Origin of the sequence: Jannaschia sp. 2305UL9-9, from assembly GCF_041403465.1 — a bacterium.
Lineage (GTDB): Bacteria > Pseudomonadota > Alphaproteobacteria > Rhodobacterales > Rhodobacteraceae > Jannaschia.
The window spans coordinates 309,235-322,446 of the sequence record NZ_JBGEHM010000001.1 but is presented as its reverse complement, the minus strand read 5'-3'; the positions used below and the strand labels follow the sequence as shown (position 1 = coordinate 322,446).

General features: G+C 65.4%; 13 protein-coding genes. 8 read left to right on the top strand and 5 right to left on the bottom strand.

What is annotated here, in order from left to right:
• Window positions 1–144 precede the first annotated feature (144 nt).
• From V6N07_RS01545 to V6N07_RS01515, 7 genes are all read left to right on the top strand, one after another.
• Window positions 145–1,110, top strand: a complete 966-nt coding sequence (locus tag V6N07_RS01545; protein ID WP_371153511.1) for an ester cyclase — start codon at window positions 145–147, stop codon at window positions 1,108–1,110.
• Between the two features lie 92 nt (window positions 1,111–1,202).
• Window positions 1,203–2,111, top strand: coding sequence for an N-acetyl-gamma-glutamyl-phosphate reductase (argC, locus tag V6N07_RS01540; protein ID WP_371153510.1), 909 nt, complete (start codon window positions 1,203–1,205; stop codon window positions 2,109–2,111).
• Between the two features lie 82 nt (window positions 2,112–2,193).
• Window positions 2,194–2,730: a tetratricopeptide repeat protein gene (locus tag V6N07_RS01535; RefSeq protein ID WP_371153509.1), complete on the top strand. Its 537-nt coding sequence runs from the start codon at window positions 2,194–2,196 to the stop codon at window positions 2,728–2,730.
• Between the two features lie 81 nt (window positions 2,731–2,811).
• A complete protein-coding gene (locus V6N07_RS01530; RefSeq protein WP_371153508.1) occupies window positions 2,812–3,855 on the top strand; it encodes a FliG C-terminal domain-containing protein in 1,044 nt (347 codons plus the stop codon).
• Window positions 3,856–3,977: 122 nt separating this feature from the next.
• Window positions 3,978–4,985 carry a ligase-associated DNA damage response exonuclease gene (locus V6N07_RS01525; protein ID WP_371153507.1) on the top strand — a complete coding sequence of 336 codons (1,008 nt, stop codon included), beginning with the start codon at window positions 3,978–3,980 and terminating at the stop codon, window positions 4,983–4,985.
• On the top strand, window positions 4,982–5,860 hold the full coding sequence (locus V6N07_RS01520; protein WP_371153506.1) for an alpha/beta hydrolase fold domain-containing protein: 879 nt from the start codon (window positions 4,982–4,984) through the stop codon (window positions 5,858–5,860). The genes V6N07_RS01525 and V6N07_RS01520 overlap by 4 nt, the downstream gene beginning before the upstream one ends.
• Window positions 5,857–7,455, top strand: a complete 1,599-nt coding sequence (locus tag V6N07_RS01515; protein ID WP_371153505.1) for an ATP-dependent DNA ligase — start codon at window positions 5,857–5,859, stop codon at window positions 7,453–7,455. The genes V6N07_RS01520 and V6N07_RS01515 overlap by 4 nt, the downstream gene beginning before the upstream one ends.
• A gap of 16 nt (window positions 7,456–7,471) precedes the next feature.
• Here the strand turns inward: V6N07_RS01515 and V6N07_RS01510 are convergent, their stop codons facing one another.
• The 5 genes from V6N07_RS01510 to V6N07_RS01490 all read right to left on the bottom strand — a co-directional run bounded on the left by V6N07_RS01510 (window position 7,472) and on the right by V6N07_RS01490 (window position 11,748).
• A complete protein-coding gene (locus V6N07_RS01510; RefSeq protein WP_371153503.1) occupies window positions 7,472–8,245 on the bottom strand; it encodes a gamma-glutamyl-gamma-aminobutyrate hydrolase family protein in 774 nt (257 codons plus the stop codon).
• A 173-nt stretch (window positions 8,246–8,418) separates the two neighbouring features.
• The gene (locus V6N07_RS01505) at window positions 8,419–8,847 is read right to left on the bottom strand and encodes a heme-binding protein (RefSeq protein ID WP_371153501.1); all 429 of its coding nucleotides are present in this window, start codon (window positions 8,845–8,847) and stop codon (window positions 8,419–8,421) included.
• Between the two features lie 58 nt (window positions 8,848–8,905).
• Window positions 8,906–11,014, bottom strand: a complete 2,109-nt coding sequence (locus tag V6N07_RS01500; RefSeq protein ID WP_371153499.1) for a malate synthase G — start codon at window positions 11,012–11,014, stop codon at window positions 8,906–8,908.
• A 64-nt stretch (window positions 11,015–11,078) separates the two neighbouring features.
• Window positions 11,079–11,231, bottom strand: a complete 153-nt coding sequence (locus V6N07_RS01495; protein WP_371155358.1) for a DUF2256 domain-containing protein — start codon at window positions 11,229–11,231, stop codon at window positions 11,079–11,081.
• Between the two features lie 61 nt (window positions 11,232–11,292).
• Complete coding sequence (locus V6N07_RS01490) at window positions 11,293–11,748, bottom strand: MarR family winged helix-turn-helix transcriptional regulator (protein ID WP_371153497.1); 456 nt, start codon at window positions 11,746–11,748, stop codon at window positions 11,293–11,295.
• 132 nt (window positions 11,749–11,880) lie between these two features.
• Between V6N07_RS01490 and hmgA the strand changes: the two genes are divergently transcribed.
• Window positions 11,881–13,173, top strand: coding sequence for a homogentisate 1,2-dioxygenase (gene hmgA, locus V6N07_RS01485; RefSeq protein WP_371155357.1), 1,293 nt, complete (start codon window positions 11,881–11,883; stop codon window positions 13,171–13,173).
• Window positions 13,174–13,212: the final 39 nt, after the last annotated feature.

The window sequence follows — 13,212 nt, the reverse complement described above, 5'->3', positions numbered from 1 at the left end:
TTCGCGGTGCGGACTTGCGGTTGATGCCCGCCAGAACCCGCTTGCCACGCTGCGCGGCATCCGTAATCTGCCGCACTGCATACGCTTGCAAAGACGCTAGCCGTCCGGTTGCGCAACTGGCAAGCCCGAATTTCCGGTGATGGAATGACAGACGACCGTGCGATTGTTCGCCAAGGCCTGGCGCGCCTTCTGACAGACCCCGACCCCAAGGCAGCCGCCGAGGCCATTCTCGACCCGGACGCGGTCTGGGACATGATGGCCCCGCTGGGCACGATTGTCGGCCGCGATGCCATCGTGCAGCGGGTCATCCTGCCGCTGCGTGCCGCCCTGCCCCATGTGCAGCGCCGCGATGAGATCGTGATCGGCGGCGAAAACCGCCGCGACACGGGCGGCAGATGGGTTGCCTGCGTCACGCATTACGTCGGCACCCACACCGCGTCGCTCTGGGGGGTCGCGCCCTCCGGCCACCTCGCGTTCCTGCGCAGTGGCGAGTTTCACCGGCTGGGCTGCGACGGGCGGATCACACAGAGCCGCATCATCATGGATCTGCCCGACCTGATGCGACAGGCGGGTCGGCAGGCCTTCTCCGTATCCCTGGGTACGGAAATGCTGTTCCCCGGTCCCGCGACCCACGACGGTGTTTGCCCGAACCCCGATGGCGGCAGCGCAAGCCTCGACCTCGTGGAACGCATGCTTGGTGCGCTGCATGTCTATGACCCGGTCACGCGGGCCAGTGCCGCGCAGACCGGCGAAGGCGGCACCTGGGCCGATGACATGATGTGGTATGGCCCCGGCGGCATCGGATCCAACCATCGCTGGGACGGTTTCGTGGCCGACCACCGCGATGCGTTCCTGACGGCCTTTCCCGATCGCAAGGGCGGCAATCACTATTGTCGGATCGGCGACGGCAATTACGCGGCCGTTTCCGGATGGCCGTCAATGACAATGACGCACCGTGGCCCATACCTTGGTGTCGAGGCGACGGGACGCGCGCTGACCCTGCGCGTGATGGATTTCTATCGCTGTGCCGACGGCCGGATTGCCGAAAACTGGGTCCTGCTGGATTACGTCGACCTTTTTAAACAGATGGGCCACGACATCCTGTCCTGAATGCGGATCCGACCGGGGGTGGTCACGCCTCCGGTTGCAAGGCTCGGGCTGGTCGCCTATTTCCGACGTACGCGTCACGAGGAGGCCGCACCATGCCCACAAAAGTGTTCATCGACGGCGAGGCCGGAACGACCGGCCTGCAAATCCGCGACCGACTGTCGGCACGCGCCGATATCGAACTGGTCTCCGTCGACCCGGATCAGCGCAAGGACGAGGCCGCGCGCCGCGATGCATTCGCCGCCGCCGACGTGGCGATCCTCTGCCTGCCGGATGATGCCGCCCGCGCCGCCATTCCCCTGGCCGGCGGCACCCGCCTGATCGACGCGTCCACCGCACACCGGGTTGCGGACGGCTGGACCTACGGGATGCCCGAACTGCCCGGTCAGCGCGACAGGATCGCCAAGGCCGCCCGCGTCGCGAACGTCGGCTGCTATGCTACGGGGTCCATCGCCATTCTGCGCCCATTACGCGAGGCCGGGGTTCTGCCCGCCGACCACGGCACGGTCCTGACCGGGATCTCGGGGTACTCCGGCGGCGGCAAATCCATGATCGCGGATTTCGAGGCCGGGCGCGTGCCGGATCATTTCCTCTATGCGCTGGCGCAGGGGCACAAGCACGTGCCCGAAATCATGGAATATTCGCATCTCGACCGCAAACCGCTGTTCCAGCCGGCTGTCGGGAACTTTGCCCAAGGCATGGCCGTGCAACTGCATCTGCACGCGGACCTCCTGCCCGGTGGCGTTGCCGGACATGCCCGGATCGAGGCCGCGTTGCGCACCTTCTACGCGGGCGATCCGTTCGTGTCGGTCGTTCACGCAGGCGACCGGATCGATCCGCAGTCCTTGAACAACACCAACAAGCTGCACCTGTCGGTTCAGGGCGACGGTGCAGGGCGCGTGACGGTCGTGGCCGTGCTCGACAATCTTGGCAAGGGCGCATCCGGTACGGCGGTGCAGAACCTCAACCTGATGATCGGTGCCGAGGAAACGGCGGGCCTGTAACCTGACCGCAAAGGCAATCGGTTCTGGACGCCGACGGAAACCGCCCCATCCTTTCGCATGCCATCTTGCGAAAGGATCCTCCATGCGCCCCATGCTTTGCCTTGCGACCCTTCTGATTGCCTCTCCGGTGGCGGCCCTTGCCGCAGGGACAGGCAGCACGGCGCCTACCCCCACCGAAACGACGCAAACCTGCACCGGCGCACAAGTTTATGATGCCGAGACCAAGACCTGTGTCGATGCGCAGGAAAGCCGCCTCGACGATGCTACACGGATCGACGCCGCCCGCGAACTGGCCGCGTTCGACCGACCTCGGGATGCGCTGGATGTGCTGGCGCATGTCACCCGCAAGAACACGCCGGAGGTTCTGACCCTGCGCGGCTTTGCGACGCGCAAGGCCGGAGATTTCGACGCGGGCCGCGCGCTCTACGAATCCGCGCTGGCGATCGACCCCGACTACATCCTCGCACGCAGCTACCTGGGCCAGGCCCTTGCCGAACGCGGTGACACGGCCGCCGCCCGCCAGCAGCTTGCGATGATACGGCAGGCCGGCGGTCGGGAAACCTGGGCGGAAACGTCGCTTGCCGATGCGATCCGCACCGGTCGCGGGTATTCGCACTAGGGGCACGCCGCGCGAAAGCATTTGTTAAGACGCGTCGGGCAGACAGGTGCAAACCTTGCACGGATCCCCATGCCCGACGCCATGACCAGTTACAGCCCTGATTTCTCGCTCCCCACGTCCGGTCGCCCCCTGACCCAAGGTCAGAAAGCGGCGGTCATCATCCGCCTGCTGGTGAATGGCGGGGCGGATCCGGGGATCAGCAAGCTTCCGAAGGATCAGCAGCGGCGCCTTGTCCGTGAAATGGCCTCCCTGCGGTTTGTCGACCGTCAGACGCTGGCCAAGACAGTGGCGGAGTTTGCCTCGGAACTCGACGGCATCGGCCTGCATTTCCCGAGGGAGGTGGACAGCATCCTTGCGACGCTGGACGGACGCCTGTCCCTAGATGTGGTCGAGGCGGTGCTTGCCGAGACCGGGGGCGATGTCAGCGGGTTGGGCGAGGCTGCGTGGTCCGGCATCGCGACACTGGACGATGCGGTCATCGAGGACCTGATGGCAGGCGAGACGAGCGAGGTCTGCGCGATCCTGTTGTCGAAGCTGCCCGCCAGCAAGGCCGCCGCCCTGATCGGACGCCTGCCACCGGAACGCGCAGACGAAATCGCCGCCGCTTTCGGCCGGACGGAGGATGTCACCCCGGACGCGGTATCCCGGATCGGCAACGCGTTGGGCCGGCAGTCGGACGCCCGTGCCATTGCCGCCTTCGACAGCGACGCCGTCGTGCGCGTGGGCAACATCCTGAACGCGGCGACGTCTACGGTGCGCAAGTCGATCCTCGACCGTCTGGATACGACCGACCCGGATTTTGCTGCCCGTGTCAGGGCCGCGGTCTTCAGCTACGAAAATATTCCCGCCCGGCTGTCTCCTCGGGATGTGCCACGGGTGTTGCGCGGCGTCGAAAACGCCGTCGTCGTTACCGCGATTGCCGGTGCCCCCGACGAGTTGAGCGCGGTTGGCGAATTTCTTCTGGCGTCCATATCCTCCCGACTTGCAGACCAGATGCGCGAAGACATCGCCGACACGGCCAATGTGCCCGCCGAACAGACCGAGGAGGCAATGTCCGTCATCGTGGCCGAGATACGCCGGATGGAGGAAGACGGCGAAATCGCGCTGCTCGCGCCCGAGGATTGAGAGGGCTGCGCACACAATTCCAAACCTGATTCCTGATCGCGTATCCGACGAATTTCAGATCGCCATGACAGCGCGGGCCAATTCCCTGTCGCCAAGGGGCACGCCTGCCCTATCCTTCGGACATGGTTTTGGAATTCCACGAACATGGCATCTATTGCCCCGCGGGCGACTTCTACATCGACCCCTGGCGTCCGGTCGACCGCGCCCTGATCACCCATGGGCATGCCGATCATGCCCGTGACGGTCATCGCCGCTACCTTGCGACACATGCGGCCGGTCCTGTCATGCGTCACCGGCTGGGCGACATCACGTTGGAAGGCATCGCCTATGGCGAGGTGCGTCAGATCGGCGATGCACGGGTCAGCTTTCATCCCGCGGGCCATGTCCCCGGTTCGGCACAGATCCGCGTCGAACACGGTGGAGAGGTCTGGGTCGTCTCGGGCGACTACAAGGTCGGGGCCGATGCCCTGTCCGAACCGTTCGAACCGGTGCGTTGTCACGCCTTCATCACCGAATGCACCTTCGGCCTGCCGGTCTTCGCGTGGCAGGATGAGGCCATGCTGGCCGCCGACATCAACGAATGGTGGGCAACCTGCCGCGCACGCGGACAGCACGCGGCATTGGGCGCCTATTCGCTGGGCAAGGCACAGCGGGTGATGAGCATGGTCAACCCGGATATCGGTCCGATCCTGACCCATGGTGCCGTCGAGAACACGAATGCGGTGCTGCGCGCGCAGGGTCTGTCCCTGCCGGATACCATCCGCGTGACGCCCGACCTCGACATCAAGGCACATCCCGGCGCCCTGATCATCGCGCCCCCATCCGCACTGGCCGGTCCCTGGCTGCGCCGTTTCGGCCCCGTGTCGACCGGCATTGCCAGCGGCTGGATGGCCCTGCGGGGTGTGCGGCGCAGGCGTGCGGCGGATCGCGGGTTCGTGGTCAGCGACCATGCGGACTGGGCCGGGCTGAACACGGCCATCGCGGAAACCGGTGCGGAAAAGATTTTTGCAACCCATGGCTACACCGCGACGTTCCGTCAGTGGTTGGAGGAACAGGGGTACGACGCCGGGATCGTCCAGACCGAGTTCGAGGGCGAACAACTTGACCGCGAAGAGGAGCAGGCAACATGAGCCGCACCTTCGACATGATGCAGCGCTACTCCGCGCGCTATATCGACCGGCCTCTTCTGGCCCTGCCCCTGCCCGTTCAGGTGCATCGCCTGTTGTTCGACCTGCAGGCGCGTCTGGCCACGCATCGCCCGATGCTGCCAACCCGGTGGCGCACGATCGGCGGGGTGCGGACCCGGATTTCCCGGCCCAAGGGCGCGCGGGGGCGGATCCTCTGGCTGCATGGCGGCGGGTTCGTTCTGGGCTCGCCCGATACCCATGCCGCCCTGACCGACCATCTGGCACTGGCGACAGGGATGGAGGTGTGGTGCCCGCGCTATCGCCTTGCGCCCGAACATCCATGGCCCGCCGCCGTGAACGACTGTATCTCCGTCGCGCGCGCAATCGCGGACACCACCGGGCGCCCGTTGCACCTTGGTGGCGACAGCGCGGGGGGCAACCTTGCCCTGATGGTCCTGCGCGATGCGGTGGAACGGAACATGCCCCCCCAAAGCGTGACGCTGATCTCGCCCGCCGTCGATCTGCGGGCCGACCGCGCCGATCCGGATGACGATGACGAGATGCTGCTGCCGCGTGCGTTCCTGCGCCGCTGTCGACAGGCCTATCTTGGCGATGCCCCCGGCACGGACCCCCGGCAATCCCCCCTGACCGTGCCGTTTCCGGCTTGTCCGCCCGTGCATATCGAACTCGCCCGCCGCGAGGTCTTGGAAGGCGACAGCAACGCCCTGATCGCGCACCTGCGTCGCGGCAGGACCAAGGTCACCGTTCACCGCGAAGCGGACGTTCCCCATGATTACCACGTCAGCGCCGGGCGGTCGGACGCGGCGAACGCGGGCGTCCGCCGCATCGCGAACCATATCCTCGGAACGACCGCATGAACCGGTTTGCGGCGCTGTTCACCGCGCTTGACCAGACAACGAAGACCAAGGCCAAGACCGATGCCCTTGCGGCCTATTTTCGCGAGGCCCCCGAGGACGACCGCCTGTGGACGATCGCGCTTCTGTCCGGTCGCCGGCCCAAGCGCACGGTGACGGCCAACCGTCTTGCCGAATGGGCCGCGGAGCGCGCGGGCCTGCCCGATTGGTTGTTCCGCGCCAGCTATGACGTGGTTGGCGATCTGGCCGAGACCATGCATTTGGTCCTGCCGCCCCCGACGCAGGACAGCACGCGCAGCCTGACACAGTGGATTGCCGAGATCCGGACCCTGTCCAAGGCCGACGACGACACGAAGAAGGCCGCTGTCCTTGATGCGTGGGACCGGCTTTCGGGGGCCGAACGGTTCGTGTTCAACAAGCTGATCACGGGCGGGTTCCGGGTCGGGGTCAGTCAGAAGCTGATGACCCGCGCGCTCTCTGCCGCCACCGGGATCGACGAGGCGGAACTGGCCCACCGCCTGATGGGCAGCTGGACGCCGGAAACGACCAGCTACGATGCCCTGATCCTGACCCCCGACCCCGAGGCGAACCTCAGCCGTCCCTACCCATTCTGCCTTGCCTACGGGGTCGAGGGCGACGTGGCGGAGCTTGGCCCCCCCGAGGATTGGATCGCGGAATGGAAATGGGACGGCATTCGCGGTCAGCTGATCCTGCGGGGAGGGCAGCACCATCTGTGGTCGCGGGGGGAGGAGTTGATGACGCACCGCTTCCCCGAACTTGCGCGCGCGCTCGACTACCTGCCCGACGGCACCGTTCTGGATGGCGAAGTGCTGGCGTGGGATGCACAAGGCGCAAAGCCGATGTCCTTCGCCGCGTTGCAAAAGCGGATCGGGCGCAAGACGGTGCCGAAATCGCTGTTGACCGAAGCACCCGCCGTTCTGCGCGCCTATGACCTGTTGGAAGTCGCGGGAGAGGATCTGCGCGCCCTGCCCTTCGCGGACCGCCGGGCCCGGTTGGAGGCGATGCTGAGCCGGGTACCGGCGGACGCGCCCGTCATGCTGTCACCCGTCGTGCCATTCGACAGCTGGGAGGATCTGGCAAGGATCCGGTCCACCGCCCGCGACGCGCAGGCCGAGGGGCTGATGCTGAAACGCGCCTCATCGCCCTATCACGTGGGTCGCAAGAAAGGCGATTGGTACAAATGGAAGCTGGAGCCGCTGACCATCGACGCCGTGATGATCTATGCACAGGCAGGCCATGGGCGGCGCGCGAACCTCTATACCGATTTCACCTTCGCGGTGGCCAAGGGCAATGAACTGGTGCCGTTCACCAAGGCCTATTCCGGCCTGACGGATGCGGAGTTTCGCAAGATTACCGCATGGGTGCGCAAGAATACCCTGGCGCGGTTCGGCCCGGTCCGCCAGGTGCCCCCGGAACAGGTGTTCGAAATCGCCTTCGAGGGCATTCAGAAAAGCACCCGCCACAAGTCAGGCGTCGCGCTGCGCTTTCCGCGCATGCTGCGCTGGCGCCACGACAAACCCGTGTCCGAGATCGATACCTACGAGCATCTGCTCGGGATGCTGGAAACCTACGGCTAGGCCGTTTCCGGCGTCATCATCCCGCTTGGCGAAGGGGCATGTTCCGTCCGGCACGCCAGGCGCGGCAGGCGTCGCCGAATGCCTCGAACAGGGGCCGTGATACCGGGTCCGCGGCCGCATTCCATTCGGGGTGCCATTGCACGGCCATGCAGAAACCGGGTGCCCCGTCGATCCAGATCGCCTCGGGCGTGTCGTCGGGGGCCCAACCATCGATACGCACGCGGGGGCCCGCCTGCTTGATCCCCTGCCCATGCAGCGTGTTCGTCTGTACGGCGTCGGACCCCATCAGGCTGGCGAAGGGGCCACCGGGGGCAAAGCGCACCTCATGCCGCAGGGCGAACTTTTCCTCCAGCGTTCCGTCGGGCGGCATCCGGTGGTTCATCCGCCCCGGCAAATCGCGTATTTCGGGGTGCAGGGTCGACCCGAATGCCACGGCGATTTCCTGAAACCCGCGGCAGACGCCCAGAACCGGCTGTCCCCGTTCCACCGCGGCACGGATCAGTGGCAGGGCGACGCGATCACGGTCGCGGTCGAACGCGCCGTGGGCGTCCGTCGGTTCCTCGCCGTATTCCTCGGGGTGGACGTTCGGACGGCCGCCGGTGAACAGAAACCCGTCGAACACCTCCAACAACTCATCCACCCGCGACACCTTGGGGTCGCCTGGAAACGTCAGCGCGATCGCGTCCGAGACGTGGGCGATGGCATTGGTGTTCATCGCACCGTTGCCATGGGCCGGATACTGGTCGTTGATCAGAAACTGGTTCGAGATGATGCCGACGGTCGGGCGCATGACTATCCTCCGGTTGGTCGCACACTAGCTATTGTGCGACGGTGCCACCAGCCTCGGATATTCACAGACGACCATGCGTCTGCGCACGGTCTAGGGACCGCCCACGCAAAGGGCAGTCCTGCGGGGTCGGGCCGCAATAAGCGGCACCCGACCACCACGCTTCGTAAGGGCCCTCAGGCCTCGCCGGCGAACCCGGCGGCCGCGATCCCGGCCAGACCAACCTCGGCATCGTTGTCGGAGGTATCACCGGTCACGCCGACGGCCCCGATCACGGCGCCCGCCACGTCGCGCACCAGAATGCCGCCCGGCACCGGAATGACCTGTCCCCCGTACACGCCGTTGACCGCAGCCATGAAATAGGGCTGCTGCTCTGCGCGGGCCATCTGCGCCCCACCGGCCATGCCCAGCATGACCGCACCATAGGCCTTGCCGTGGGCAACCGCGAAGCGACCGGGCGCGGCCCCGTCCTCGCGCTCGAACGCCTTGACGTGACCGCCCGCGTCCAGAACCACGACGGACAGCGGCTTCAGCCCCATGTCGCGCCCTTTGGTGATGGCGGTCCCGATGATGGTGCGGGCCTGATCCCATGTAATCTCTGTCATGGTCTGTCCTTTTGTAGGTGTCGGGCGGGGGCACATCCCCCACCCGTTGAAGTTTGGGTCAGCCTGCCGCCTTCAGTTCGAGGCGACGCGCATGAAGAACCGGTTCGGTATAGCCGGACGGCTGTACCCGCCCCTTGAAGACCAGGTCCTCGGCAGCCTTGTAGGCAATACTGTCGAAGTCCGGCGCCATCGGCGTATAGGTCGGATCATCCGCATTCTGCCCATCGACCACGGCCGCCATCTTGCGCATGCCCGCGTGGACCTGTTCTTCGGTGATGACACCGTGGTGCAGCCAGTTGGCCAGCGCCTGGGACGAGATACGGCAGGTGGCGCGGTCCTCCATCAGGCCGACGTCGTTGATGTCCGGCACCTTGGAACAGCCGATGCCCGCATCGACCCAGCGGACGACGTAGCCGAGGATCCCCTGGGCGTTGTTCTCGATCTCTGCCGTGACTTCGTCGTCGGACAGGTTGCGCCCCTCCATCACCGGGATGGTCAGCAGATCGTCCAGCGTGCCGCGTGCCCCGCCCGCCGCCAGCTCATCCTGACGGGCCAGCACGTCGACCTTGTGGTAGTGCATGGCATGCAGCGTCGCGGCGGTGGGCGACGGCACCCATGCACAGGTCGCACCGGCCTTGGGGTGGCCGATCTTCTGCTCCAGCATCGCCTCCATCATGTCGGGCATGGCCCACATGCCCTTGCCGATCTGTGCGCGACCCTTCAGGCCGCAGGCCAGCCCGATATCGACGTTGCGATCCTCGTAGGCGGCGATCCACGGCGTGGCCTTCATCTCGCCCTTGGGCAACATCGGGCCCGCCTCCATCGAGGTGTGGATCTCATCGCCCGTGCGGTCGAGGAACCCGGTATTGATGAAGGCCACACGCGATCTGGCGGCGCGGATGCATTCCTTGAGGTTGGCGGAGGTGCGACGCTCCTCATCCATGATGCCCAGCTTGACCGTGTTTGCAGGCAGGCCCAGCAGGGTTTCGACGCGGGTAAAGATCTCGTCCGCAAAGGCGACCTCGGCGGGCCCATGCATCTTGGGCTTGACCACATAGACGGAACCGGCAACGGAATTGCCCCCCTCGCGCGCCAGATCATGCATCGCGATCAGGGTCGTCACGGCGGCATCCATCAGGCCTTCGGGAATTTCCGACCCATCAGGCAAAAGGATCGCAGGGTTCGTCATCAGGTGGCCGACATTCCGGATCAGCATCAGCGCGCGGCCCTTGGCGGTCACGGTGCCCCCGTCGGGCGTGTCGAACGTGAGGTCGGGGTTCAGGGCGCGGGTAAAGGTCTTGCCGCCCTTCGTGACCTCTTCGGTCAGATCCCCGCGCATCAGGCCAAGCCAGTTCGAATAGGCGCCGACCTTGTCCTCGGCGTCGACACAGGCGACGGAGTCTTCGCAGTCCATGATCGCGGACAGGGCGGATTCGAGCCAGACGGAATCGATGCCCGCCGGGTCGGTTGCGCCGATGACCCCCGTCGGATTCACGCGAACTTCGACCTTCAAGCCGTTGTTTTCATACAGGTAGCAGGGCGCGCCATCCAACTGGCGTGTTCCGATGAACTGGTCCGGGGCGGCAAGCTTGGCCCCCGCCACGTCGGACAGGTCCGACCAGTTGCCCGAGGCTAGGGGGACCGCCTGGTCCAGAAACGCCTTGGCCTTGGCGATGACACGGGCGCCGCGCTCGGCGTCATATCCCTTGCCGCCGGGCAGGTCGCCGATCGCGTCGGTTCCGTAGAACGCATCATACAGGTTGCCCCAGCGCGCGTTCGCCGCGTTCAGCGCATAGCGCGCATTGGTGATCGGCACGACCAACTGCGGTCCGGGGATATGCGCGATCTCGGGGTCGACGCCCGTCGTCTCGATGGTGAAATCCTCGCCTTCCGGGACAAGATAGCCGATGTCCTGCAGGAACGCCTTGTAGGCATCCGCATCATGGGCCTGACCGGCCCGCGCGCGATGCCAGTCGTCGATCTTGGTCTGGATCTCTTCGCGTTCGGCCAGAAAGGCCGCGTTCTTCGGGGCGAGGTCACCGACGATTTCTGCAAAACCGGACCAGAAGGCCTCCGGGTTGACGCCCGTGCCGGGCAGTGCCTTTGTGTCGATGAACTCCGCCAGAGATGCGGCGACGGACAAGCCGGATTTGTCGATGCGCGTCATAGGTCTCTCCCAAAAGTGTCAGGAGCGGATTAACGCCAAAGTTTCCTATCGGCAACAGGATTGGTTAGTTTTCCTTACCGATTCCGCGACGCGCCGACCGACATCGGTCCGAACAATAGCGCACCTCGTCCCACACGGCCGCCCATTTCTTGCGCCATGCAAAGGGTTTGCCACAGGTGGCACAGGTTTTGGTGGGCAGGTCGCCCTTGCGTCTCATCTTGCCGGCCATGCCAGTGCAGATAGGCCGCAGATCGATGATGGCAGGGTCTCGGGCCGCACTAAATCGCATCGACATCATCAGAACGGCCGGCCAGACGCGTCAGGCAGGCGATCAGGATGCGGCGTTCCTGCGGGGAAAACGGTGCCAGCAGGTCCTGATCGAACTGCCATGCCGCCCCGATCAGATCCCTGAAAGCGGCCTCTCCGGCCTTGGTAAGCGACAGCATCGCCTCGCGCCGGTCATCGTCCCGCGTCGTCCGGGTCAGAAAGCGCTTGTCGCTCAGGGCCGCGACCGCCCGGCTGACCTTCGTCTTGTGCACCTGTGCCCGGTCGCAGATGTCACGCGCCCGCATCGGTCCGTAGCGGCCAAGGTGGAACAGAACGCGCCATTCCGTGCGCAGCATCCCGTAACGGTCGCGATACGTGCGCTGAAACGACTTGCCCGTGTTCTCGGCGGCAAGGTTCAGAAGGTAGGGCGTGAAACGGCTCAGATCGAAATCGGACGGGTGGGACATCGGGGATCCGGCGTTGTTGGTTACAAAATCAACCAATATCGATGTACGGACGAATTGCGAGGTATCGACGACAGGGCACATGCATCCGGCCTGACCCGCGCGCCCGGCCCCGGGGGGCCGAACGACGGCTACATGCCCGGCTTTGGCAACGACTTCGAGACGGAGGCCCTGCCGGATGCCCTCCCGCAGGGGATGAACTCCCCCCAGAAATGCGATTATGGCCTCTACGGAGAACAATTGTCCGGCACGGCCTTCACGGCCCCCGGTCACCGGAACGAACGGACATGGTGCTATCGCATCCGGCCTAGCGTCAGACATACGCATCGTTTCCGACGGATCGACCTGCCGCATTGGCAGACGGCGCCGCATGTCATCCCCGATGTCACCTCGCTGGGGCAATACCGCTGGGATCCGCTGCCGCATGGGGACGCGCCCGTGACGTGGCTGACGGGCATGCGCACCATGACCACGGCGGGCGACGTCAACACGCTGGTCGGCATGGCGGCGCATGTCTATCTGGTGACCGAGAGCATGACGGACGCCTATTTCTACTCGGCCGATTCCGAACTCCTCGTGGTGCCGCAGGAAGGGCGCCTGCGGTTCTGCACGGAACTGGGCGTGATCGACCTTGACCCGCAGGAGGTGGCAGTTCTGCCCCGTGGGCTGGTCTACCGCGTCGAGGTGCGAGAGGGGCCGTGCCGGGGCTTCGTGTGCGAAAACTACGGTCAGGCCTTCGACCTGCCGCAGCGGGGCCCGATCGGGGCCAATTGCATGGCCAACAGGCGGGACTTCAAGACACCGGTCGCCGCCTTCGAGGATCGGGAGGTCCCCTCGACGGTGACGGTGAAATGGTGCGGACAATTCCACGAGACACGGATCGGCCATTCGCCGTTGGACGTCGTGGCATGGCACGGCAATTACGCGCCCTACAAATACGACCTGCGGACCTATTGCCCGGTCGGCGCGATCCTGTTCGACCATCCTGACCCGTCGATCTTTACCGTTCTGACGGCGCCATCCGGGGTGGAGGGGACCGCCAATATCGATTTCGTCCTGTTCCGCGACCGCTGGATGGTGGCGGAGGATACCTTTCGCCCGCCATGGTACCACAAGAACGTGATGTCCGAGCTGATGGGCAACATCCACGGCATCTACGATGCGAAACCCAAGGGGTTCGTCCCCGGCGGCCTGTCGCTGCACAACATGATGCTGCCCCATGGCCCGGACCGGGCGGCGTTCGAAGGGGCGTCGAATGCGGACCTGCAGCCAGCAAAGCTAAAGGATACGATGTCCTTCATGTTCGAGACGCGATTTCCGCAGCATCTGACCCGGTTTGCCGCCGAAGAGGCCCCCCTGCAGGACGATTACATCGACTGCTGGGAAGATCTTCCAAAGCTGTTCGATGGCACGCCGGGGCGCAAATGAGGGGTTTCGCGCGACTGCGTCGCACGACCAACCGGGGGC

Bases quoted from the DNA above. Each gene is read 5' to 3' on its own strand.
- V6N07_RS01525 (WP_371153507.1), top strand. From the start codon at position 3,978: ATGGTTTTGGAATTCCACGAACATGGCATCTATTGCCCCGCGGGCGAC.
- V6N07_RS01490 (WP_371153497.1), bottom strand. From the start codon at position 11,748: ATGTCCCACCCGTCCGATTTCGATCTGAGCCGTTTCACGCCCTACCTT.
- V6N07_RS01500 (WP_371153499.1), bottom strand. From the start codon at position 11,014: ATGACGCGCATCGACAAATCCGGCTTGTCCGTCGCCGCATCTCTGGCG.
- hmgA (WP_371155357.1), top strand. From the start codon at position 11,881: ATGCCCGGCTTTGGCAACGACTTCGAGACGGAGGCCCTGCCGGATGCC.
- V6N07_RS01530 (WP_371153508.1), top strand. From the start codon at position 2,812: ATGACCAGTTACAGCCCTGATTTCTCGCTCCCCACGTCCGGTCGCCCC.
- V6N07_RS01545 (WP_371153511.1), top strand. From the start codon at position 145: ATGACAGACGACCGTGCGATTGTTCGCCAAGGCCTGGCGCGCCTTCTG.
- V6N07_RS01510 (WP_371153503.1), bottom strand. From the start codon at position 8,245: ATGCGCCCGACCGTCGGCATCATCTCGAACCAGTTTCTGATCAACGAC.
- V6N07_RS01495 (WP_371155358.1), bottom strand. From the start codon at position 11,231: ATGAGACGCAAGGGCGACCTGCCCACCAAAACCTGTGCCACCTGTGGC.
- V6N07_RS01535 (WP_371153509.1), top strand. From the start codon at position 2,194: ATGCGCCCCATGCTTTGCCTTGCGACCCTTCTGATTGCCTCTCCGGTG.
- argC (WP_371153510.1), top strand. From the start codon at position 1,203: ATGCCCACAAAAGTGTTCATCGACGGCGAGGCCGGAACGACCGGCCTG.
- V6N07_RS01520 (WP_371153506.1), top strand. From the start codon at position 4,982: ATGAGCCGCACCTTCGACATGATGCAGCGCTACTCCGCGCGCTATATC.
- V6N07_RS01515 (WP_371153505.1), top strand. From the start codon at position 5,857: ATGAACCGGTTTGCGGCGCTGTTCACCGCGCTTGACCAGACAACGAAG.
- V6N07_RS01505 (WP_371153501.1), bottom strand. From the start codon at position 8,847: ATGACAGAGATTACATGGGATCAGGCCCGCACCATCATCGGGACCGCC.